The sequence below is a fragment of the Tsukamurella sp. DT100 genome (genome assembly GCF_049844855.1).
Taxonomy (GTDB): domain Bacteria; phylum Actinomycetota; class Actinomycetes; order Mycobacteriales; family Mycobacteriaceae; genus Tsukamurella.
In genome coordinates this window covers 38,547-60,188 of sequence record NZ_JBNCLV010000012.1, presented here as the reverse complement: position 1 = coordinate 60,188, position 21,642 = coordinate 38,547, and the positions used below count along the sequence as shown (strand labels likewise).

The following is a 21,642-nucleotide window of genomic DNA, read 5'->3' as shown; positions in this document are numbered from 1 at the left end:
GGCACAAATCCGACGGTGCCGGGCCGCCCGTGGGCGAGCCCGGCACCGTCGGACCGGAGGAGCGAGGGGTTACGACCCGATGTTCCCCGACTTCTTCCACACCGCGACCACCGACGGACGGGGCTGGCTGGAGCCGCCGTCGGGCCAGTGCGAGGTGGGCTTGTCGGCGGTGGCGTCGTCCGTCTCGCCCGGGTGCTGCACGGCGACGAGCACGCGGTTGTCGCGCACGACGGGGCCGCAGGTCTCGGCGCCGAAGGGCACCGTGAGGAACTGCTTGGTCAGGCCACGGTCCTTGCCCTCCAGGACGACACCGAACAGGCCGTCGTTGCTGTCGAAGGTGGCGTTGGTGCCGTCCGTCGAGATCCACAGGTTGCCGTGGGAGTCGAAGGTGACGTTGTCGGGGCAGCTGATCCGCGAGACCTTGGTCTTGTCGAAGCCGCCGTAGTAGGTGTCGGCGGCGGCGGGGTCACCGCACACCAGCAGCAGGTCCCAGGAGAACTCGGTGCCCGTGTGGTTGTCGGTGATCTCGAGCAGCTGACCGCTCTTGTTCTTCACGCGCGGGTTCGGCGTGTCGATGCCGGCCTTGCCCTCGGTGCCGCGGTCGCTGTTGTTGGTCAGCGCGCAGTAGATCTTGCCGGTCTTGGGGTTCGGCTCGATGTCCTCGGGGCGGTCCATCTTGGTGGCGCCCACCTTGTCGCCCGCGACGCGGGTCCACAGCGCCACGTTCTCGGCCGGCATGCCGTCGACGTGCGACTCGGCGCTGCCGTCGGCCTTGGTGGTGAGCAGCGGGATCCACTTGCCGGTGCCCTTGTAGCCGCCCTCGGGGACCTTGCCGTTCTCCACCTGCTGGCCCTCGAACTTGGCGACGTACAGCGTGCCCTCGTCGAGGATCCGCATGTTCGACTCCATGGCCGCGGCGCCCTTGCCCGGCTGGATCTTCCGCGAGCTGATGAACTTGTAGATGTACTCGAACTTCGAGTCGTCGCCGCAGTAGGTGACGACCTCGCCGGTGGGCGTGACGTAGATGTTGCCGCCCTCGCGCTTCATCCGGCCCACGGCCGAGTGCTTGATCGGCGTCGACTTCGGGTCGTGCGGGTTGACCTCCACGAGGTAGCCGAAGCGGTTGATCTCGTTGGGCTCCTTGGACAGATCGAACCGGTCCTCGTACTTCATCCAGTGGTGGGCGTCCTCGTCCTTGCCCACGCCGTAGCGCTTCCAGCCCTCCTTGAGGCCGTCCAGCGGCGGCTTGTCGGTGCCGGAGAAGTAGTTGGTGTAGTTCTCCTCGCCGGAGATCATGGTGCCCCACGGCGTGATGCCGCCCGAGCAGTTCGCGATGGTGCCCAGCACGCGGGTGCCGGTGGGGTCCGCGGCGGTGCGGGTGAAGAAGGTGCCCGCGGCGGGGCCGCGCAGCTCGAACTCCGTCGACGCGGTGATGCGCCGGTTGTACTCGCCCAGAACGGGAGTCAGCTTGCCCGAGCCGGGCTCGCCCTTGACCTCGACCACGGTGATGCCGTGCGCGGCCATCTCGACCCGCACCTGGTTCTCGGTGGGATCGCCCTCCTTGTAGCCCTTGAACATCGCGGTGCCGGTCGTGTACTCCTGGTTGCACACCATGAGGAAGGTGTCCGGCTTGCCGTCCACGGCGATGAGATCCGTGAAGTCGTTGTTGAAGCCGAACTGCTGCGCCTGCGCCTCGGGGGTCTGGTTGTCGAAGTCGAACTGCGGCGCGCCCGGGACCACCGGATCGCCCCAGCGGATGATGACGGCCTGCTCGTAGCCCTCGGGCACCGTCACGGCGTCGGCCTTGTTCGGGGTGATGGCGTTGAAGTTCAGGCCGGGGGCGTTCACGTTCTCCGACGGTGCGCCGTTCCCCGCCGCCGCGCTGGAGGAGGCACCCGCGCCGGTGGAACCGTTGTCGCCGCACGCCGCGAGGACGGTGACCGCGCCCGCGCCCAGCGCCGCCACGCCCGCGCCGCGGAGCACGGTGCGCCGGGTGATGTCGCCGAAGTACTCGTTGTCGGACTGGTTGTCGTGCTCGCGGAAGCACTGGTTGCCGCACTTGTACTTGCAGGTCGTGTGCGAGCGGGCCGACTTACCGTCGTGATCGGTGAGCAGGCGCAGGTTGGGCAGGCGCATGGGGTCTCCCTGAGGCTGAGGGCTGAGCGGGATCTGTGTGGCTGAATCCCGGTCAATGTGTCAGGGCGACGTGAGCGTCAGGGAAAGTCGCGGTAACGGAAGCCCAAAGTACATTTAGGTACCCACAGGAAATAGTCCGAGCGAGTCGGCGCCGAACCTCGGAGGTCAGTGGCCGCCGACGGTGAGGTGGCGGTCCGCGAAGGCGTCCAGGGCGGCCTCGGTGCCCGCGTAGGGCTCGCCGTCGCGTGGCCAGTGCAGGATCACGTCGGTGAAGCCGAGCTCCGCTGCGCGGCCCACGGCGTCGTCGGCGGCGCCTGTAGAGCTCAGCGAGTACGTGCCGCCCGAGTCGATCGACAGGTAGCGGTCGACGGTGCCCCGGTCGCGCCCCGCCGCGTCCAGCGCGTCGTCGAGCCGCTTCGACAGCCCGGCGACGCGGGACCACCAGGCGTCGCCGCCGTCACCGTCGGGCCCGGTGGTGACCCAGCCCTGCCCCTGCTCGGCCACGAGGCGCAGCCCCTTCGGGCCGTTCGCCGCGAGCACGAAGGGCATGCGCGGCGCCTGCGCGGGCTCGCCGACCATACGCGCATCGACGGCGCGGTACAGCGGACCGTCGAAGGAGATAGGTCCGTCCTGCTCGAACCGGAGCAGCACGTCGAGGTCCCGGGTGAACTCCACGAAGCGGTCGTGCCGCTCGCGCGGGGAGAGCTCGGGCTGCCCGAGGACGAAGGCGTCGAATCCGGTGCCGCCGGAGCCGATCCCCAGCAGCAGGCGGCCGCCGGCGATCTCGTCGACGCCGGCCAGGTCCTTCGCGAACGGGACGGGGTGGCGGAAGTTGGGGGAGGTGACGAAGGTGCCCAGCCGGATCCGCTCGGTCGCGGTGGCCGCCGCGGTGAGCAGCGGGACCGTCGCGCCCCAGGGCTGATCGGCGAGGGTGCGCCACGATAGGTGGTCGTAGGTCCACGTGTGATCGAAGCCCAGCGCCTCCGCCTTGCGCCAGCGCCGACGCGCCTCGGGCCACGGGTACTGGGGCAGGATCACCACTCCGAATCGCACGCTTCCACCCTACGACTCGTGACCGTTACACACGACCTCGCGCGTTCGAGTCGTGCGATCGCGTGCTGGGACCTAGTGTTTTCACGTTCGGCCGAACCGGCCACGTCCTTGAGAAGGGATACATCCATGTCCACACCGGTACCCGCCGCGCCGAAATCCGGCGTCCGCGAGTTCACGACCCGCGCCGTCATCCTCGGCGGCATCATCACGCTCGTCTTCACCGCGGCCAACGCCTACCTGGGCCTGAAGGTCGGCCTGACCTTCGCCACGTCGATCCCGGCGGCCGTGATCTCGATGGCGCTGCTGCGCTACTTCGCGAACCACTCCATCGTCGAGAACAACATCGTCCAGACGATCGCCTCGGCCGCGGGCACCCTCTCGGCCATCGTCTTCATCCTCCCCGGCCTCGTGATGATCGGGTGGTGGGCGAACTTCCCGTACTGGACCACCACGCTCGTCTGCCTGATCGGCGGCGTCCTGGGCGTCATGTACTCGATCCCGCTGCGGAGGGCCCTGGTCACGGGCTCGGACCTGCCCTTCCCCGAGGGCGTCGCCGCGGCCGAGGTGCTCAAGGTCGGCGACACCGCGGAGGGCGCGAACGAGAACAAGCGCGGTCTGATGGTCATCGTCGTCGGCTCGCTGGCGGCCGCGGGCTACGCGCTGCTGGCCAAGATGAAGATCGTCGCCGAGGGGCTGTCGACCACGCTCCGGATCGGCAACGGCGGCACCCTGTTCGTGCCGGGCCTGTCCTTCGCGCTCATCGGCGTCGGCCACCTGGTCGGCGTGACCGTCGGCTTCGCGATGATCGTCGGCCTCGTCATCTCCTACTTCGTGCTGCTGCCGATGTGGACCGCGGGCGATCTCCCGGACACGGGCAGCATCACCAAGGTCATCTCGACCGCGTTCAGCACCGAGGTCCGCCTCATCGGCGCCGGCGCGATCGCCATCGCCGCCGTGTGGACCCTGATCAAGATCCTCGGCCCGGTGCTGCGCGGCATCGCCGATTCGATCGCGTCCTCCCGCAAGCGCCGCGAGGGCGAGCTCGTCGACATCACCGAGCGCGACATGCCCTTCCCGTACGTGGCGGGCATCGTGATCGCCTCCCTCGTGCCGATCGGTGTGCTGCTGTGGACCTTCACCAGCGGCACCGCGCTCGAGGGCCAGGCCGGCGGCATCATCACCCTGAGCATCGTCTACATCCTGGTCCTCGGCCTCGTGGTCGCGTCCGTCTGCGGCTACATGGCCGGCCTCATCGGCGCGTCCAACAGCCCCGTCTCCGGCGTCGGCATCCTCGTCGTGCTGTCCGCGGCGCTGCTGATCCGCGCGGTCTGGGGCCCGTCGGAGGGCGACACCGCGAACGCGTTGGTCGCGTACACGCTGTTCACCGCGGCGATCATCTTCAGCATCGCCACCATCTCCAACGACAACCTGCAGGACCTCAAGACGGGTCAGCTCGTCGGCGCGACGCCGTGGAAGCAGCAGGTGGCGCTCGTGATCGGCGTGGCCTTCGGCTCCGCGATCATCCCGCCGGTGCTCGACCTGCTGCAGGAGGGCTTCGGCTTCGTCGGTGCACCGGGCGCGGGCGAGAGCGCCCTTGCGGCGCCGCAGGCCTCGCTGCTGTCGAGCCTGTCGAAGGGCGTCTTCGGCGGCGATCTCGACTGGGGCCTCATCGGCCTCGGCGCGATCATCGGCGCCGTCGTCATCCTGATCGACGAGGTGCTGTCCCGGACCTCGAAGTTCCGCCTGCCGCCGCTGGCCGTGGGCATGGGCATGTACCTGCCGATGAGCGTGACGCTGATGATCCCCGTCGGCGCCCTGCTGGGCTACTTCTACAACCGCTGGGCGGACGGCTCCGCGACCGGTGAGGCCGCCGAGGGGCGCAAGCGCCTGGGCACGCTGCTCGCGACCGGCCTCATCGTGGGCGAGTCGCTGTTCGGCGTGATCTACGCGGGCATCGTCGTCGCCACCGACAAGGACGAGCCGCTGGCGCTGCCCTTCATCGGCGAGGGCTGGCTGCACTGGGGCGAGGCGCTCGGCGTCGTGCTCTTCGCCGCGATCTGCGCCTGGCTGTACACCCGCACCAAGAAGGTCGCCGCGGAACCCGCGTAGTCCTCGCGGTTCCGGCGTGTGTGGGATCGTGTCCGCTCAGCGGGCACGATCCCACACACGTTCTCAGCCGAGGAAGGGCGCGAGCTGCGGGATCGCGTCCCGCGGGGTCTTGGCGTTGATGCACTCGCCGATCGCCTGCAGCTTCCACTCCCCGCCCTGACGGGCGATCGTGCACATGACGATCCCCGTGTACGGCATGCCCCCGGCCAGCGCGAACCGCGCCAGCTCGACGCCGGTGGTCGAGTCCACGAGCCGGCAGTAGGCGTTGTCGACCTGGTCGAAGCGCTGCCCCTGGTACGAGCTCACGATGAAGACGAGCGAGGTGACCTGCGGCGTCACCGCGGGCAGGTCCACGTTGACCACCTCGTCGTCGCCGTCGCCCGCGCCGGTGAGGTTGTCGCCCAGGTGCTGGATCGAGCCGTCCTTCGACCGCAGCTGGCCGAAGTACACCACGTCCACCGGCTGCTGCCCGGCGAAGAGCACTACCGAGGCGTCCAGGTCGATGTCCTTGGCCTTCGAGCCGAACAGGCCCTGCTTGCGCACCGGGTCCCAGCCGAGGCCCATCGCGATCCGGGTCAGCTGGACGCCGCCGTCCTTGCGCAGCACCACCTTCTGGCCCTTGGTGAGGTCGACGCGCTTGTTCTTGGTCAGGCTGATCTCGCCCGACCCGGCCGCCGGCTGCTGGCCCGCGAGCTGCGCGGTCGGCGTGAAGGGCTGCTGCGCCGGCGGCTGCGGGGCCGGGTTCTGCTGCGGCGCGGGGGTGTTGAAGTAGTCGATCGGGGCGCTGCCCGCCGGGGCCGACGGTGCCGTCCCGCTCGCGAAGTAGTCGATCGGCTGGCCGGATGCCGCGGGCGGCTGGTTCTGCGCCGGCGGGGCCGGGTTCGACGGTGCCTGCGGCGCGGGGGCGGGGGGTGCTGAGGCGGCGGGCGCCGATGCCGGTGCGGCGGCGGGCGGTGTGGCGGGGGCGTCGTCGACGCTGACGCCGTGATCGCGCACGAGGTCGGCGAAGCCGCCCGCGTAGCCCTGGCCCACGGCCCGCACCTTCCAGTCGGCGCCGCGCCGGTAGATCTCCACCGCGATCACCACGGACTCGGTGCTCAGGCCGTCGATCGGGTACTCGTACAGCGGGGCACCCGCACCGTCGGCGACCCGGGCGACGGGCGCGCCGAACCGCCCGAAGGACGAGGAGGCGTCGTCGAGGGTGATGGCGACGCGCACCTGCGCGATGTCGGCGGGGAGGCCGGCGCCGTCGATGCGGAGAGCTCCGTTCGCCAGGCTCACGCCGGGGCCGGTGGGCTGGTTGAAGAAGACGAAGTCGGCGTCGGACCGGACCTTCCCGGACTCGGTCACGAGCAGGGCGGAGACGTCGGCGGGGGCGGGGACGTCGACGGTGACGGAGACCGGCCCGGCGGGCAGCGGCCCGTTCTGGCCCTTGGACAGTGCGGTCATCGGATCTCCTTGATCGGATCGGGGACGGGGTCTGCGGTGGCGGCGAGCCACTCGACGATCTCGGCGCCGGCCGCGATGCCGGCGCCCTCGGTGAGCGTGAGGTGCGGGAGCGCGAAGCCGAGCTCCTCGAGCTCGCCGTGCCGCGGGCGGATCGCGGCGTCCGCCGCCTCCAGCAGGTCGGCGTCGAGGGCGCCGTCGCCGGCCGCGAGCCAGGGCGCGCCCGGCTCGAGCGCGCCGGCCTCCTCGAGGCGCCGCCGGACCTCCAGGGCGGCACGGGACTTGGTCACGGGTTCGGGGATCGTGTAGAGCTTGCGGCCCTGTTGCGAGATGCTCCAGCCGAGCGGGGCGCAGTACGCGCGCCACTCGTCGACCACCTCGGCGGGGACGCGCACCTCGGACACCACGTACGCGAACAGGCCCGGCACCAGGCGCAGGCGCGCGCCCCAGTCCGGGGCGAGGCGGGTCTCCAGCTGCGCCGCGATGCGGTCGAGGTCCGCGGGCAGCGCGGCGAGCAGGCCGCGGATGTGGGTCCGCCACTGCGGGTCCGGCGCACCATCGACGAGGATCTCGCCGCCGTTGGAGCAGATGGCGAAGCGGAAGGGCGCGCCGGGGAGCTGCACCCGGAGGTACTGCTCGGGGGTGCGGGTGGTGGTGGGCACCACCGGCGTCGCGGCGGCGAGCGCGGCGACCCCCGCGTGTGCGGCCAGCGCCATGTACGACAGCGGCGCGTCGCGGTAGATCTCCACGCAGATCGGGTCGGCGGTCGCGAAGGCCGGGCCCGCGGCGGCCTGGGAGTAGATCAGCGTGCGGTCGAGGTCGCTGGTGACGAAGGCGGTCACGAGTCCTCCTTGATGAGGCCGATGCACGCGTAGGCCAGGCCGGGCACGATCTCCACCGGCACGTCGCGCTCCGCGGCGAGGCGGCGGATGTGCAGGTGATCGGGATCGTCGGGGTCGCGCAGCAGTACCCGCCACGGCACCCGGCGCAGCAGCACCCGGGTGGTCTCGCCGATCCCCGGCTTCACCAGGTTGGCGGTCGTGACGCCGTACTCCGCGCACACCCGCTCCACGGTCGCCCAGCCGGACCAATCGGGCTCCCGCGCAGCGGGATCCGCGGCGAGCCGGGCGGCCTCGGCGCGCGCGGCCGGGGCGGCACCGTCGAAGGCGTCCGTCACGGTGTCGAGCAGCACGCCGGAGACGTCGTACGGCGCGAGCTCGGCGTAGAACTTGGCGCCGTGGAAGTCCGCCGGCCCGATCAGGTCGGCGTTGAGCACGGTGCGCGAGACCAGGCCGGAGACCGTGGAATTGAGACACGCGGAGGCGATGAGGAAGTCGTCGCGGGTACCGAAGGTGCGCACGCAGTGACCGGGGTCGGCGAGCACCGCGAGGTCCGGGTTCAGCCGGGCGCCGGTGGCGGCGGCGTACTCGTCGAGGGCCGCCGCGAGCTCGCGGGTGATGGCCCCCTTGCCGGTCCACCCGTCGACGAAGACGATCGACGCCGGATCTTGATGGGCGACCAGGTGATCGAGCGCCACGTGATCGATGCCGCGGCCGCGCACGATCGACACGGCGTAGTGCGGCAGGTCCAACCCGTGGAAACGCTGCGCCCAGCGCCGCATGAGGATCCCGATCGGCGTGCCCGCGCGGGCGAGCGAGACCAGGACCAGGTCGCGGCCGCGCTCGGCGAGCAGGAGCTCCGTCACCGTGCCCACGGCCTCGGCGAGGCGCGGCGCGGAGGTGGCGAGCGCCACGTCGAAGAGCTCCCGGTACTCGGCGCTCGGCTGGTACTCGATGGGCAGGGACTCGGCGTAGTGCGCTTCTCCCGACTGGATCCGCCGCTCCCGCTCGGCGATATCGGCCTCCAGCGCCACGTGGGAGAGGTCCTTGAGCAGCCAGGTCACCTCGTCGGGCGCGTACGAGCCGAAACCCGGTCCGCGCAGCGGCGGCGTGGCCGGCGTCATCGGGCGGCCGCCCCGGCGCGGGCCGCTGCGAGCGCGGCCTGATCCGACGCGGGCACGATCACCGCGAGCACGTCGTGCCCGGCGGCCGTCACCACGTCGAGCAGCCCGCCGGGGGCGCGTAGGCGGTCGGTGTCGGCGGGGGAGTCGGCGACGAAGACGATCCGGGCGTCCTCCCCGGGCCACGCGGCATTGTACAGGTGCCGGCGCGTCGCCTCCTCGTCCGTCTCGGGGGAGAGGAACTCGAAGCCGCGGCGCAGCGGGTAGCCGTCCTCGTCCCGGACCAGGGCGGGGGAGCGGGTCGTGGTCTGGAAGCGCACCCGGAAACCGCTGCGGGCGAGCGACTCCGCGACGCACAGCGGCAGGTGCATCAGCTCCTCGTGGCCCACCACGATCATCGGGCGGTCGTCCAGCTCGGGCGCGATCGCGGCGGCTACCGCGGCGGCGGCCTCCTCCAGTCGCGGTTGGTCGGCGGCGAGCACGCCGTGCCGGCCCCCGTCGGGCACGTCCTGCGGCCACGCCGCGTGCACGACCCGCACCGTGCCCGGGTGCGGCGCGCGGGGATTCGACGGGGTCGCCGGAAGGTCCGCGACCCGCGCGGGCAGGCCGTCGGGCAGCTCGACGGTGCCGCGCGCCAGCGCGACGAAGGCGACGTCGAGCCCGGCCGCGGCGGCGACGCGCTCGTTCTCGACGACGTGCTCCGGCGAGCGCAGGTCGACCAGCGAGGCGACCACGTAGCGACGATGCGGGGCGAGACCGTGCAGCGCGCGGATGGAATCGAGTGCGGTGGCGCCCGTGGAGATCTCGTCGTCGACGAGCACCAGCGTGTCGGCGGCGGACAGGAGGCCGGGCGAGGTGGGCTGCAGCAGGTGCGAGGTCGCGTGCGAGTGCCCCTCGGTGAACTCGCCGTGGGTGATCGCGCCGGGGCGGCGCGTGGACTGCAGGTACACCGCCGCGCCGAGGCGCGCCGCGACGCAGTGCCCCAGGCCCGTCGCCGTCTCCGCGAAGCCGAAGACCACGCAGGGCCCGTCGAGGCGCTCCGCGACCAGGTCGGCGAGGCGATCCGCCGCCGCCCGCACCGCGGCGGGGTCCGCCGGGATGTGCTTGCCGAGGACCGTCGACACCAGCAGGTGCGCGCGCCGCGGATTGCGCCGCAGGCCCGGCACGATCAGCTCGGCGAGCTCCGCGTCGCCGCGCACGTGCATGCCGAGGTCCGCGCACAGGGTGGGCGCCATTACCGTCCTTCCACCAGCGCGGTCAGCAGGTCGACGAAGCCGACCTCGGGCCGGGTCACCCCGAAGACGTCCGCGCGGATCAGTGTCTGCCGCGCCCAATTGCGGTGCGGTTTCATCTCGTTCATCTTGTTGCGGTAGCTGGAGGCCCCCACGCCGCCCGCCTCGCCGCCGACGATGTCGAGGGCGTCCTCGTACTCCTCGTGGGTCACGGCCGAGAGCGCGTGCACGGCCGCGACGTGGGAGGGGTGGATCACCGTCTTGCCGTGCAGGCCGTTCGCCCGGTCGAGGGCGGTCTCCCGCAGCAGACCGTCGAGGTCGCGGCCCACGAGCTGCTCGCGGAACCGCGCGGCGTGGTTGCGCTCGAAGGGCGTGGCGCGCAGCAGCGGCCGGAACATGCGCTCGTGGTCGGCGAAGTACTCCCACACCGGACCGGTCACGACGAAGCCGCTGCCGTCCGCCCGGCCGAGACGATTGACGATCGCCGAGATCGTCTCGGCCACCACGTGCACGTCGTAGATCGTGAGGTCGCGGTCGCGGCGGATGCCGAACAGCGCCGACATGTCGGTGGCGCCGATCCGCACCGCGAGGACCCGCTCCCGGTGCTCGCGCAGCACGTCGGAGATGCCCGCGAGCTGCTCGTCGCGCGTCTCGCGGTAGACGATCTCGGGCGTCTCGAGCACGGGCATCGCGTACAGCTGGTACGACGGTGCGCGGTCGGCGATCGCGGCGAGGGCGGCGCCGCCCGCCGCGGCGGTGAACTTCGGGAGGACGACCCCGGTGAGGGCGAGGGCACCGTCGCCCAGGTGGTCCAGCAGCTCGGCGGTCTCAGCGGTGGTGCGCGGCCGGATGAACAGCAGCGGCAACGGATCCGCGGCGTCGGCGAGCTCCGCCAGAGCGGTGGTGGCGGCGTCGATCGCGTGCTGCACGGCATCGTCGGCGACGGCGTCCTCGAGGTCGATGACCATCGAGAGCACCCCGTCGTCCCGGCGCCGGCGGATGGTCCCGGCGAGGTCGGCGCGGGTCGCCGGCACGTACAGGGTGGCGCCGAGGGCGTGCGCGAGCTGCTCGCGCGGCGCGGAGCGGTCGAAGGGCTGCGGCGGGCGGTGGAACAGGCGCGTGCGCACCTCCTCCGGCAGCTGGTCGAAGTGATGCAGGGCGCCGCTCACGCGCGCCCCCGCATCCGGTCCACGGCGTCGGCGATCACCCGGTCGATGTCGGCCAGGGTCTGCAGGTACTGCCAGTAGTCGGGGTGCACGCGCTCGAGGTCCGCGATGGCCCGCTCGATCCGCGCGTGCTGCGCGTCGAGGACGGTGCCCCAGCGATGGACCTGCTGCTTCTGCACCGCGAGGTGCTGCGCGTCGCGGAGTGCGAAGCGGGTGCGGGCGGCGACGGCGGTGGGGTCGGCCTTGGCGGAGCGCAGCGTGCGGAGCCGCTCGCCGACGGCGTTCACCGCGGCGTCGGCGGTGTCCAGATGGTCGCGGGCCGTGCCCACGTCCTCCAGCGCCAGGTCCGGGGTGCCCTCGCGGAGGCGGAGGGCGGCCGTTGCGAGGGCTGCCTCCGCGGCGGCGGACTCGCGCGCTGCGGTCTTGTCGTTGTCGACGAGGTCGGCGGAGCAGGCCGCGCTGAACTCGCGCAGCAGCGCCGACCGGGTGTCCGTGAGGTCGCTCGCCCGGTTCCGGACCGCTTGGAGGCGGGTGCCGGCCGCGGCAAGGGAGCGCTGGGCGTCGTCGCCGATCCGGGGCGCGGCCTCGACCGCGGCGGTGAGCTCCGCGGCCTTCTCCTGCACCGCCCGGGCGGCCGCGTCGCGCGCGACGAGGTCCGGCGCGGTGTCCAGCTGCCGGACCGCCTCGACCAGTCCGTCGGTGGCCCGGACCACGGGGCGCAGCGTGAGGTAGGGCGCCGTCGACGGTGCCGCCAGCAGGTCGGTGGCGCGCTCGGCGGCCACGCGGGCCGCCTGCTCCTGCGCCGCCGAGCTGGCGCGCGCCCCCCGCGCGACGGTCAGTGCTCGCTCGTGATCGGTGTGGAACCGGTCCAGCACGGAGACCAGATCGGCCAGCTCGCGCGCGGTGGCGTCCCGGTCCTGCGGTGTGGGCGGGCGCGTGCCGGGCTGGCTGCCGCTGGCCCACAGGTAGCGCTCCGTGGCGCCGCCGAAGCGGTCCCGGATCGTGGGCCACTGCTGCACCGCCGACGCGGTCGGGTTCTGTGCCGACAGCGTCCGGACGTCCTCGTCCAGGGAGCTGAACCGGCGATCCGCGTCGAGGAAGGCGCTGGTCAGCCCCGTGTCGCCGCCCGCGGGCGGGCTCGGCGGGGTCCCTGCCGGGTCCCCGCCGAACAGCCTGCGGAACGGATTCGCTGCCACGATCTCGGGGAGCTCAGGACTCGATCGTCTGCGAGGTCGACACGGTCGGGCCGTCGGCGACCAGTGCGCCGTCGCCCTCGCCGTCGCCCTCGCGTCGGTTCCGGATGATGCTCGAGAAGAGCGCCGCGAGGATCAGCACAACGCCGACGAGGCCAGTGACCAGCTCGGGAACCGGCGTGTAGATCGAGAACAGCAGGATGCCGGCGAGCGCGCCGATGGCCCAGTGCGCGCCGTGCTCGAGGTACACGTACTCCGAGAGCGTGCCCTTCTCCACGAGGTACACGGTGAGCGAGCGGACGAACATCGCGCCGATGAAGCCGAGGCCCAGGGCGATGATGATCGGGTCCGCCGTAATGGCGAACGCGCCGATCACGCCGTCGAAGGAGAACGACGCGTCGAGCACCTCGAGGTAGAGGAACAGGAAGAAGCCGGCCTTCCCGGTGGCCTTCGCCAGCTCGGACGGGCCGGAGCGCGCGAGCTCCGCCTCCTCCTCCATCTCCTCGACGTGGAAGAACTCGCCGAGGCCGTTGACCACGATGTACGTGACCAGGCCGAGCAGGCCCGCGATGAACACCGTCTTCGACTCGTCGACGGTGTGCGCCGCCCAGACGCCGGTGGCCAGCAGCGCGACCAGGGCCACGATGATCGAGAACCGATCGAGCTGGCCGATGCGCTGCAGCGGCTTCTCGATCCAGCTGAGCCAGGTGATCTCGCGCTCGGGATCGAAGATGAAGTCCAGGAACAGCATGAGCAGGAACATGCCGCCGAAGGCCGCGATCTGCGGGTGCGCGGCCTCGATCAGCGTCTGGTAGCTGGCGCTGCCGTCCGGGAAGTAGTGGGCACCGTCGGCCGGCGGGTTGAGCGCCAGATCGAGGGCTTGCACGGGGTTCAGGCCGGCCGTGATCCACACGATCGCGAGCGGGAACACCAGGCGCATGCCGAAGACCGCGATCAGGATGCCCACCGTGAGGAACATGCGCACCCAGAACTGGCTCATGCGCTGCAGCACGGTCGCGTTGATGACGGCGTTGTCGAACGAGAGGCTGACCTCGAGGATGCCCAGGATCAGGGTGAGGATCAGGGCCTCGGGGCCGCCGTAGAAGAACGCGGCCACGAGGGCGGCGATCGTGACGAAGAAGGAGAGTCCGAAGATGCGGAACACATCGGCCTTTCGACTGAAGGGGTGCGGAGCGCGAGGACCCGGCGTGCGGGGGTCCGCTCGCCGGGTCTACGCGCTGTGGCTCGAGAGGTGCAGTACTAGACGTTGACGCCGTAGTCGCGAGCGATACCCGCGAGGCCCGAGGCGTAGCCCTGGCCGACGGCCCGGAACTTCCACTCCGCGCCGTTGCGGTACAGCTCGCCGAAGACCATCGCGGTCTCCGTGGAGGCGTCCTCGGACAGGTCGTAGCGGGCGATCTCCTGGCCGTTGGCCTGGTTCACCACGCGGATGAAGGCGTTGCGGACCTGGCCGAAGGACTGGCCGCGGTTGTCGGCGTCGTAGATCGAGACCGGGAAGACGATGCCCTCGACGTTCGGCGGGATCGCGGCGAGGTTCACCTTGATGACCTCGTCGTCGCCGTCGCCCTCACCCGTGAGGTTGTCGCCGAGGTGCTCGATCGAGCCGTCCGGCGTCCGCAGGTTGTTGAAGAAGACGAAGTTCTCGGGCGAGGCGACCTTCTTGTTGGCGTCGATGCCGATCGCGCTGGCGTCGAGGTCGAAGTCGGTGCCGGTGGTGGTGCGCAGGTCCCAGCCGAGACCGACGGACACCGCGGTGAGGCCGGGGGCCTCCTTGGTGAGCGAGACGTTGCCGCCCTTGACGAGACTGACACCCATACCTGGTTCCTCCTGGTAGCACGACGACGCCGACCGCCCCCGCGTGTGATTCGAACTATACCGACGTTTCGGATACCCGATCCGGACGAAGTTCGCGAAAGGTCAGATGTTCACGCCGAAGTCGCGGGCGATTCCCGCGAGGCCCGAGGCGTAGCCCTGGCCGATGGCCCGGAACTTCCACTCGGTGCCGTGCCGGTACAGCTCGCCGAAGACCATGGCGGTCTCGGTGGAGGCGTCCTCGGACAAGTCGTAGCGGGCGATCTCCTGACCGTTGGCCTGGTTCACCACGCGGATGTACGCGTTGCGGACCTGGCCGAAGGACTGGCCGCGGTTGTCGGCGTCGTGGATCGAGACCGGGAAGACCACCGCGTCGATCTGCGGCGGCACGCCCGCGAGGTTGACGTTGATGACCTCGTCGTCGCCGTCGCCCTCACCGGTGAGGTTGTCGCCGGTGTGCTCGATCGAGCCGTCGGGCGAACGCAGGTTGTTGTAGAAGACGAAGTGCTGATCGTCGAGCACCCGCTTGGCGGTGTCCACCGCGAGGGCGCTGGCGTCGAGGTCGAACTCGGCGCCGGTGGTGCTCCGCGCGTCCCAGCCGAGGCCGACGGCGACCGCGGTCAGGCCGGGCGCCTCCTTGCTGAGCGAGACGTTTCCACCCTTGCTGAGGCTGACTCCCATGTGATTCCTCCCGAGAAAAAGGCGACGGCGCACCGCCGCCCGCTGACGTGGTCGCGAAATTCACAGTACGCGATCTCGGGCGCGCGGCGCCGGGTTCGACGGGGCCGCCCCGATGGTGAGCGACGTGTCACTCGCTTTTCACGTCCTTCCGCGCCGATTCGCCGGATTCTTGCAACAATCGACATCGTGACGTCACTCGCACGCGGTCAGAACGCGGCCCTGTCCCAGACCTCCGTCCCGGTCTCCATCTCCGGTGTCGCCCCGGGCTCGGTGGACCTGTTCGCCATCCAGGTCACCGACGACGGACGGGTCCGCAGCGACGCCGACCTGGTCTTCTTCAACAGCCCCACGTCGCCCGAGGGGGCCGTGCGGCTGACCGGACCGGACGTCCTCACCCTCGACCTCGCGCTGGTCCCGGCGTCGATCAGCACCGTCCGGCTCGCCGTCGCGCTCGACGACAAGGTGCCCGGGTCGCTCGCCGCCATCCCCGGGCTGAGCGCGCGCGTCGGCGCCGACGACTGCCCCGCCACCGGTCTGACCAGTGAGCGGGCCGCCGTGCTCGCCGAGGTCTACCGGCGGAACGGGGCCTGGAAGGTGCGCAACGTCAGCGCCGGCTGGGACCGCGGCCTGGTCGCCCTGCTCACCGAGCACGGCGTCACCGTCGACGGTCCGCCGCCCGCCGCCGCGCCGCCCGCGCCCCCGGCACCGTCGTACCCGCCCGCGCAGCCGGCGTACCAGCCCCCGCCGGCCCAGCCGACCTATCAGCAGCCGCCCGCGTACCAGCCGCCCGCCTACCAGCAGCCGCCGGCACCGGCGTACCCGCCGGCCCAGCCCGCCTACCAGCAGCCCCCGGCCCCGGCGCCGGCCGCGCCGCCGGTGAACCTCTCCAAGATCACGCTGACCAAGTCCGCGCCCACCGTCTCGCTGGCGAAGTCCTCCGAGCGGCCGACCGGCACCATGCGCGTGAACCTGAACTGGACCCAGGGCAAGAAGGGCCTGTTCGGCGGAGGGAACGCCGTGGACCTGGACCTGGCGTGCTTCTACGAACTCCGCAACGGCGACCGCGGCGGCGTGCAGGCGCTCGGCAACTCGTTCGGCAGCATCGACCGGCCGCCGTTCATCCAGCTCGACGCCGACGACCGCTCCGGCCGGTCCCAGGGCGGCGAGAACCTGCACATCAACCTGGCGCACCTCGACGACTTCGTGCGGATCCTGATCTTCGCCTACATCTACGAGGGCACACCGAACTGGGCGTCCGCGAACGGCGTCGTCACCCTTTTCCCGCCCGGCGGGCCCGAGGTGGAGGTGCGCCTCGACAACCCGGACCGGCGCGCCATCTCCTGCGCCATCGCGCAGCTGCACGTGGTGAACGGCGAGCTCACGGTGACCCGCGAGGTGCAATACATCCACGGCTCGCAGCGCGCCGTCGCCGAGGCCTACAACTGGGGGCTGAACTTCACGCCCGGGAGGAAGTGACGCCCCCTACAGTGGCGGCGTACGAGGAGGGGGAGGGGAGCCCATGCAGCTGAGATCGAAGACGAAACGCGTCGTCGAGGCGCACCTGAACAACAGCTCGATCCGCGCGATCAGCGGTTCGATGATCGCCTACGAGGGCCAGGTCAGCTTCAAGTCGGCCGGCTTCGGCGGGGGCGACGGCGTGGTGGCCGGGCTCAAGCGCCGCGCGACGGGCGAGGGCCTCTCGCTCATGGAGTGCACCGGCACCGGGGTGGTGTACCTGGCGCAGGACGCGGCCACCGTCACCGTCGTGGACCTGAACGGCGAGACCCTGCAGGTCGAGTCCGAGCAGCTGCTCGCGCTCACCCCGCAGCTCTCGACCAACGTGACCTTCGCCGGCGTGCGCGGCGGGGCGTCCGGGCAGGGCCTGTTCACCACGACGGTGACGGGGCACGGCCAGGTCGCGCTGCTCTCGCTCGGCGGGCCGCTGATCCACCTCGAGGTCTCGCCGCAGTACCCCCTGGTAGTGGACCCCGACGCCTTCGTCTGCGCGCGGGGGCAGCTCTCGCAGTCCTTCGTGACCGACGTGTCGTGGCGGTCCGTCATGGGCCAGGGCGGCGGCGAGGCCTTCTCCCTGCGCTGGGACGGCTCCGGCGTGGTCTCGATCCAGCCGGCGGAGAGGTAGGCGCGGTGTTCACCAAGGTCAACGGCAAGGTCGTCTCGATCGACCTCACGCGCTCCGGCCCCGTCATCGCACGCCGCGGCGCGATGCTCTTCTACACGGGGAACGTCTTCTTCCAGCCGCACCAGATCCCCGGCATGGGCGGCGGCATGGGCGGCGCGCTCGGCGGCATCGCCGGGATGGCCGGCCGGATGATGCAGGGCGAGCACGAGGCGACCATGGTCGCGCAGGGCAACGGCACCGTGCACTACGGCTTCCGCGGCCTCGAGGTCGAGGTGGTGGAGATGCCGCAGGGCGGCGACCTCCGCGTCGAGGCCTCCCGGCTGCTCGCCTACACCCAGGGCCTGCAGGCCTCGATCGTCTCCACCTCCGCGTCGGGCGGGGGCGGCGGCGGGGGCGGCATCATGGGCGCGCTGCGGTCCGCGGCGAGCGGCGTCGCGACGGGGCAGGGCATGTTCACCACGCAGCTCAGCGGCGTCGGAGCTGCCGCGATCCTCGGGCATGGCGGCTTCATCACGCTGGAGGTCGCGCCGAACCGTCCGGTCACCGTCGACCCGCAGGCCTTCGCCGCGGCGCTCGGCCCGGTCCAGACCAACCTGCGCTCCACCGTGAGCCTACGGAACATGGGCCGCACCGGCGGCGAGGCCTTCCAGCTCGACTGCACCGGTCAGGGTGTCGTCTACGTCCAAGCATCGGAGCACCGCCTGTGAGCGAACTCGACACGGTGTGGAACCCGCACACCCTCCCCGCGGGCGGCGACAACGTCCCGGGCAACCAGTACTCGTACTGCATCGACCTGATCAAGCCCTGGTTCCTGTCCAAGGGCGCGATGATCGCCCACTACGGGCAGATGACCTTCACCTCCCTGCAGCACGGGCTGCAGGGGCAGCTGCTGCAGATGGTGGCGCAGCAGTTCTCGGCGCCGCTGTACCTCGGCGACTACGTCGTGGCCGAGGGCCACGGCAAGCTGATCATCGGCGACCGCGGCAACGACATCAACGCCTACGACCTCGAGGACAACGGCAACCTCACGATCCGCGCCGCGAACCTCCTGGCCTTCGAGCCGAACCTCTCACTGCAGCAGTCGATCGTGCCGGGCTTCGTGACGCTGATCGGCACCGGCCGGTTCCTCGCCTCGTCGAACGGGCAGGTCATGTTCGTCGAGCCGCCCGTGCGGGTGGACCCCGAGGCGCTCGTCGGCTGGGCCGACTGCCCCTCGCCGAGCCACCACTACGACCAGGCGTGGGTGACGAGCTTCGTCGCCGCCGCGGGCCGCGCGTTCGGCGTGAGCTCGGGCGAGGAGCGGCAGTTCGACTTCACCGGCTCCGGCACGGTGCTCGTGCAGTCCAGCGAGAAGGTGCTCGACGACCGGCACGTGGTCCGCAACATCACCGGGCAGCTCCCCGGCCTCTCGGCGGGCGGCCTGCGCGAGATCAACGCGTCCGTCCAGCAGCAGCTGGGGCAGCAGCAATAGCCCGGGCCGGCGGTCAGAAGCCGCCGAAGTCGCCCCCGCCGAAGTCCCCGCCGCCGAAGTCACCGAATCCGCCCCCGTCGGAGCCGAAGTCGCCGCCCCCGTCGGCACCGGCGTCGGCGGCGCCGTCGACCCCCGGGTCGGCGAGGACGGCCGGGCCGACCCCGGCCATCCCGACGAACATCGAGCTGAACAGCAGGTAGCTGCCCATGCCCCAGGCTCCGGCGACGAGCGCGGGCTTCCACCAGGGCTCGCTGTACCAGCCCGCGGGCACCGGCCGGCCCGCGACGACGCCGCCGGGGTAGTAGTTCGGGGTGCGGTCCGACGGCGACGGCGAGGCGGTGAGCGCGCGGCCGTCGACGTCGACCGTCCGGTCCTCGGACACGGAGCCCGCGGTGCGCTGGCCGTCGAGCTCGGGGATGGGCGGGCCGGGGTCCATCTCCATCGCGACCCGCGCCGCGCGCGCGTAGTAGAGGCCCTCGAGCGCGGTCTGCTTGGCGAAGCGGGCCTGCGCGGGCGTGTTCGCGCCCCCGACCTGCGCGCCGGCGGCCGTGTACCGCTCGCCCGCGTCGGCGAGCGCCTGCCGGGCGGCGTCGTTCGAGCCGACGAGGTTGTTCACCTGGCCGGCCAGCCGGTCGATGGCGGCGCGGGCGTCCGCCTGCGCGTCGGAGAGCGCGGTCGACCGGTTCCGGTTGCCGCGGGTCACGAGCAGCACGATCAGGGCGAGGACGGCGACGGCGACGAGGATCAGCACGGGGTCCATGACCCGACGGTACCGAGATCGCCCGCTGCGAGGCTGACGAGAAGCTGTGCGATCCGGACTTTTCACCCAGGGCGAAGGGGTCGCTCGGGCACGACGAGGGCCCGCCACCCCACGGGTGACGGGCCCTACGACGGTGGCCGGACGTGCCGGCCGGGCGGGGACTAGTCCGCGCCGATGATGAACTCCTCGAGCTGCTTACGCGCGACGTCGTCGGCGATCTGCTCGGGCGGGGACTTCATCAGGTACGCCGAGGCGGGGATCACGGGGCCGCCGATGCCGCGGTCCTTGGCGATCTTCGCGGCGCGCACGGCGTCGATGATGATGCCGGCCGAGTTGGGCGAGTCCCAGACCTCGAGCTTGTACTCCAGGTTCAGCGGCACGTCGCCGAAGGCGCGGCCCTCGAGGCGCACGTACGCCCACTTGCGGTCGTCGAGCCACTCGACGTAGTCCGACGGGCCGATGTGCACGTTCTTGTCGTGCACCTTGCCCGAGAGCGGACCGGTCAGGTTCGACGTGACGGCCTGCGTCTTGGAGACCTTCTTCGACTCGAGGCGGTCGCGCTCGAGCATGTTCTTGAAGTCCATGTTGCCGCCGACGTTGAGCTGGTACGTGCGGTCCAGCGTGACGCCGCGGTCCTCGAACAGCTTCGCCATCACGCGGTGGGTAATGGTGGCGCCGACCTGGCTCTTGATGTCGTCGCCGACGATCGGGACGCCGGCGTCGCGGAACTTCGCGGCCCACTCCGGGTCGGAGGCGATGAAGACGGGCAGCGCGTTGACGAAGGCCACGCCCGCGTCGATGGCGCACTGCGCGTAGAACTTGTCGGCCTCCTCGGAGCCCACGGGCAGGTACGAGACGAGCACGTCGACCTCGTTGTCCTTGAGCTGCTGGACGACGTCGACACCCTCGCCCGGCGCCTCCTCGATGGTCAGGCGGTAGTACTTGCCCAGGCCGTCGAGGGTGTGGCCGCGCTGCACCGTGACGCCGGTGGGCGGCACGTCGGCGATCTTGATGGTGTTGTTCTCGGACGCGTTGATGGCGTCGGAGAGGTCGAAGCCGACCTTCTTGCCGTCCACGTCGAACGCGGCGACGAACTCGACGTCGCGCACGTGGTACGGGCCGAACTTCACGTGCATGAGGCCCGGCACGGTGGCGTCGTCGGCCACGTCCTTGTAGTAGTGCACGCCCTGCACGAGCGACGAGGCGCAGTTGCCCACGCCGACGATCGCGACGCGCACCTTGGTGGAGTTGTCAGTCACCGTTGTTCCCTTCAGTCGGTGTCGGTCTTCGCGTCGGAGCGGGATTCGGCGGCGATCAACTCGTTGAGCCACCGCACCTCGCGCTCCGTCGTTTCCAGTCCCAGCTCGTGCAACTGCCGCGTGTACGTCTCGCTGGTCCCGCCGGCCGCAAGGGCCCGGCGGAGTTCCTCGCGCCGCTCCTCGACCTGCCGGCGGCGACCCTCGAGGATGCGCAGCCGGGCCTGGGCGGGAGTGGCGGTGAAGAAGGCGAGATGCACGCCGAACCCGTCGTCCGTGTAGTTCTGCGGACCGGTGTCGGCGACCAGGGCGGAGAACCGCTCCTTGCCGGCCGGGGTCAGGCCGTAGACACGGCGCGCGCGGCGCTTCGACGGGCCCGGTCCGTCCTCCTCGGCGATGTACCCGGCGTCCTGCGCGCGGCGCAGGGCGGGGTACAGCGATCCGTAGGAGAACGCGCGGAACGGGCCCAGCAGTTCCGTCAGCCGCTTGCGGATCTCGTAGCCGTGCATGGGGGAGTCGTGCAGGAGTCCTAGAACTGCGAGTTCGAGCACTGCTGCCTCCTTCCGTGCGCGGCGTCGAGCGGCTGACGCGAGTGGATCTATCTCATCAATCGATCGGCAGTTGTATCGCGCCGATATATAGAACGATACCTCAGGGGTGAACCGGTGATGAACGACAGGCGGCGCCACGCGACGTCCGGGGCCCGCGACCGGGGCGGACGGTCCCGGGCGGTATGCCCTTGTCGCGGCGTCTCCCGGCGCGGACACGTACATTGGATCCGTGCGGACGCAGAGGCAAACGGTGGACTACGCGCTGCAGCGGCGATCGCTGCTCGCGTCGGTCAACGCCGGGCACACCGCCGTCAAGGCGGTGTGCGACGCCGATCCGTACCTCTTGCGTGCGGCCAAGTTCCACGGCCGGCCGTCCGAGGTGCTCTGCCCGATCTGCCGCAAGGAGCAGCTGACCCTGGTGTCCTGGGTGTTCGGTGAATCCCTCGGCGACGCCTCGGGCTCGGCCCGGACGGACGCCGAGCTCAGCGAGATGGAATCCACACGGGTGGAGTTCTCCGTGCATGTCGTGGAAGTGTGCAGGTCGTGCAACTGGAATCATCTGGTGCAGTCGTACGTGGCGGGCCTCCCGCCGCGACCGCGGCGCAAGCGCCGCGCGGCCCCCGGCTGAACGAGCGGCGGCCGGACCGGCACGGAA

20 protein-coding genes are annotated in these 21,642 nt (G+C 71.3%); 6 read left to right on the top strand and 14 right to left on the bottom strand.

Going from position 1 to position 21,642, the window contains the following annotated elements; all coding sequences use genetic code 11:
* Positions 1 to 69: 69 nt before the first annotated feature.
* Entirely contained in the window at positions 70 to 2,136 is a 2,067-nt protein-coding gene (locus ACLQ3K_RS23760) for a PhoX family protein (RefSeq protein ID WP_426001910.1), read from the bottom strand.
* Positions 2,137 to 2,301: 165 nt separating this feature from the next.
* Positions 2,302 to 3,189 carry an LLM class flavin-dependent oxidoreductase gene (locus ACLQ3K_RS23755; protein ID WP_426001909.1) on the bottom strand — a complete coding sequence of 296 codons (888 nt, stop codon included), beginning with the start codon at positions 3,187 to 3,189 and terminating at the stop codon, positions 2,302 to 2,304.
* 126 nt (positions 3,190 to 3,315) lie between these two features.
* Here ACLQ3K_RS23755 and ACLQ3K_RS23750 point away from each other — a divergent pair, with 126 nt between their 5' ends.
* Positions 3,316 to 5,298, top strand: a complete 1,983-nt coding sequence (locus ACLQ3K_RS23750) for an OPT family oligopeptide transporter (RefSeq protein ID WP_426001908.1) — start codon at positions 3,316 to 3,318, stop codon at positions 5,296 to 5,298.
* Between the two features lie 63 nt (positions 5,299 to 5,361).
* On the opposite strand, the gene ACLQ3K_RS23745 is transcribed toward ACLQ3K_RS23750, so the two are convergent.
* From ACLQ3K_RS23745 to ACLQ3K_RS23705, 9 genes are all read right to left on the bottom strand, one after another.
* Positions 5,362 to 6,747 carry a TerD family protein gene (locus ACLQ3K_RS23745; RefSeq protein WP_426001907.1) on the bottom strand — a complete coding sequence of 462 codons (1,386 nt, stop codon included), beginning with the start codon at positions 6,745 to 6,747 and terminating at the stop codon, positions 5,362 to 5,364.
* Positions 6,744 to 7,586 carry an HAD family hydrolase gene (locus ACLQ3K_RS23740; RefSeq protein WP_426001906.1) on the bottom strand — a complete coding sequence of 281 codons (843 nt, stop codon included), beginning with the start codon at positions 7,584 to 7,586 and terminating at the stop codon, positions 6,744 to 6,746. Before ACLQ3K_RS23740 ends, ACLQ3K_RS23745 begins: the two co-directional genes overlap by 4 nt.
* Positions 7,583 to 8,707: a cysteine protease StiP family protein gene (locus ACLQ3K_RS23735; RefSeq protein ID WP_426001905.1), complete on the bottom strand. Its 1,125-nt coding sequence runs from the start codon at positions 8,705 to 8,707 to the stop codon at positions 7,583 to 7,585. The genes ACLQ3K_RS23740 and ACLQ3K_RS23735 overlap by 4 nt, the downstream gene beginning before the upstream one ends.
* Positions 8,704 to 9,939, bottom strand: a complete 1,236-nt coding sequence (locus ACLQ3K_RS23730) for a phosphoribosyltransferase family protein (protein WP_426001904.1) — start codon at positions 9,937 to 9,939, stop codon at positions 8,704 to 8,706. Before ACLQ3K_RS23730 ends, ACLQ3K_RS23735 begins: the two co-directional genes overlap by 4 nt.
* Positions 9,939 to 11,105, bottom strand: coding sequence for an HpcH/HpaI aldolase/citrate lyase family protein (locus tag ACLQ3K_RS23725; protein WP_426001903.1), 1,167 nt, complete (start codon positions 11,103 to 11,105; stop codon positions 9,939 to 9,941). The genes ACLQ3K_RS23730 and ACLQ3K_RS23725 overlap by 1 nt, the downstream gene beginning before the upstream one ends.
* A complete protein-coding gene (locus tag ACLQ3K_RS23720; protein WP_336672042.1) occupies positions 11,102 to 12,298 on the bottom strand; it encodes a hypothetical protein in 1,197 nt (398 codons plus the stop codon). The genes ACLQ3K_RS23725 and ACLQ3K_RS23720 overlap by 4 nt, the downstream gene beginning before the upstream one ends.
* 13 nt (positions 12,299 to 12,311) lie before the next feature.
* Positions 12,312 to 13,460, bottom strand: coding sequence for a DUF475 domain-containing protein (locus tag ACLQ3K_RS23715; RefSeq protein ID WP_224652070.1), 1,149 nt, complete (start codon positions 13,458 to 13,460; stop codon positions 12,312 to 12,314).
* Between the two features lie 95 nt (positions 13,461 to 13,555).
* The gene (locus tag ACLQ3K_RS23710; RefSeq protein WP_224652068.1) at positions 13,556 to 14,131 is read right to left on the bottom strand and encodes a TerD family protein; all 576 of its coding nucleotides are present in this window, start codon (positions 14,129 to 14,131) and stop codon (positions 13,556 to 13,558) included.
* Positions 14,132 to 14,233: 102 nt separating this feature from the next.
* A complete protein-coding gene (locus ACLQ3K_RS23705; RefSeq protein WP_224652065.1) occupies positions 14,234 to 14,809 on the bottom strand; it encodes a TerD family protein in 576 nt (191 codons plus the stop codon).
* Positions 14,810 to 14,995: 186 nt separating this feature from the next.
* Here ACLQ3K_RS23705 and ACLQ3K_RS23700 point away from each other — a divergent pair, with 186 nt between their 5' ends.
* The 4 genes from ACLQ3K_RS23700 to ACLQ3K_RS23685 are packed head-to-tail and all read left to right on the top strand — an operon-like array spanning position 14,996 to position 18,420.
* Positions 14,996 to 16,285 (top strand): TerD family protein, encoded by a 1,290-nt coding sequence (locus ACLQ3K_RS23700; RefSeq protein ID WP_426001902.1) that lies wholly within the window; start codon positions 14,996 to 14,998, stop codon positions 16,283 to 16,285.
* A gap of 43 nt (positions 16,286 to 16,328) precedes the next feature.
* Positions 16,329 to 16,949, top strand: a complete 621-nt coding sequence (locus ACLQ3K_RS23695) for an AIM24 family protein (protein ID WP_224652119.1) — start codon at positions 16,329 to 16,331, stop codon at positions 16,947 to 16,949.
* A gap of 5 nt (positions 16,950 to 16,954) precedes the next feature.
* Complete coding sequence (locus ACLQ3K_RS23690) at positions 16,955 to 17,656, top strand: AIM24 family protein (protein WP_224652117.1); 702 nt, start codon at positions 16,955 to 16,957, stop codon at positions 17,654 to 17,656.
* The gene (locus tag ACLQ3K_RS23685) at positions 17,653 to 18,420 is read left to right on the top strand and encodes an AIM24 family protein (protein ID WP_224652116.1); all 768 of its coding nucleotides are present in this window, start codon (positions 17,653 to 17,655) and stop codon (positions 18,418 to 18,420) included. The genes ACLQ3K_RS23690 and ACLQ3K_RS23685 overlap by 4 nt, the downstream gene beginning before the upstream one ends.
* Before the next feature lie 13 nt (positions 18,421 to 18,433).
* On the opposite strand, the gene ACLQ3K_RS23680 is transcribed toward ACLQ3K_RS23685, so the two are convergent.
* The 3 genes from ACLQ3K_RS23680 to ACLQ3K_RS23670 form a co-directional block, all read right to left on the bottom strand.
* A complete protein-coding gene (locus ACLQ3K_RS23680; RefSeq protein WP_426001901.1) occupies positions 18,434 to 19,180 on the bottom strand; it encodes a DUF1542 domain-containing protein in 747 nt (248 codons plus the stop codon).
* Positions 19,181 to 19,341: 161 nt separating this feature from the next.
* Positions 19,342 to 20,439 carry an inositol-3-phosphate synthase gene (locus ACLQ3K_RS23675; protein ID WP_224652111.1) on the bottom strand — a complete coding sequence of 366 codons (1,098 nt, stop codon included), beginning with the start codon at positions 20,437 to 20,439 and terminating at the stop codon, positions 19,342 to 19,344.
* Positions 20,440 to 20,450: 11 nt separating this feature from the next.
* Positions 20,451 to 20,987, bottom strand: a complete 537-nt coding sequence (locus tag ACLQ3K_RS23670; protein ID WP_068526204.1) for a PadR family transcriptional regulator — start codon at positions 20,985 to 20,987, stop codon at positions 20,451 to 20,453.
* Positions 20,988 to 21,216: 229 nt separating this feature from the next.
* On the opposite strand from ACLQ3K_RS23670, the gene ACLQ3K_RS23665 reads away from it, so the two are divergent.
* Positions 21,217 to 21,615, top strand: a complete 399-nt coding sequence (locus ACLQ3K_RS23665; RefSeq protein WP_426001900.1) for a DUF5318 family protein — start codon at positions 21,217 to 21,219, stop codon at positions 21,613 to 21,615.
* Positions 21,616 to 21,642 lie beyond the last annotated feature (27 nt).

What these genes read in the sequence shown, in the direction of transcription:
- ACLQ3K_RS23760 (WP_426001910.1), bottom strand. Translation starts at nt 2,136, where the DNA reads ATGCGCCTGCCCAACCTGCGCCTGCTCACCGATCACGACGGTAAGTCG.
- ACLQ3K_RS23750 (WP_426001908.1), top strand. Translation starts at nt 3,316, where the DNA reads ATGTCCACACCGGTACCCGCCGCGCCGAAATCCGGCGTCCGCGAGTTC.
- ACLQ3K_RS23745 (WP_426001907.1), bottom strand. Translation starts at nt 6,747, where the DNA reads ATGACCGCACTGTCCAAGGGCCAGAACGGGCCGCTGCCCGCCGGGCCG.
- ACLQ3K_RS23735 (WP_426001905.1), bottom strand. Translation starts at nt 8,707, where the DNA reads ATGACGCCGGCCACGCCGCCGCTGCGCGGACCGGGTTTCGGCTCGTAC.
- ACLQ3K_RS23730 (WP_426001904.1), bottom strand. Translation starts at nt 9,939, where the DNA reads ATGGCGCCCACCCTGTGCGCGGACCTCGGCATGCACGTGCGCGGCGAC.
- ACLQ3K_RS23710 (WP_224652068.1), bottom strand. Translation starts at nt 14,131, where the DNA reads ATGGGTGTCAGTCTCGTCAAGGGCGGCAACGTCTCGCTCACCAAGGAG.
- ACLQ3K_RS23705 (WP_224652065.1), bottom strand. Translation starts at nt 14,809, where the DNA reads ATGGGAGTCAGCCTCAGCAAGGGTGGAAACGTCTCGCTCAGCAAGGAG.
- ACLQ3K_RS23695 (WP_224652119.1), top strand. Translation starts at nt 16,329, where the DNA reads ATGCAGCTGAGATCGAAGACGAAACGCGTCGTCGAGGCGCACCTGAAC.
- ACLQ3K_RS23680 (WP_426001901.1), bottom strand. Translation starts at nt 19,180, where the DNA reads ATGGACCCCGTGCTGATCCTCGTCGCCGTCGCCGTCCTCGCCCTGATC.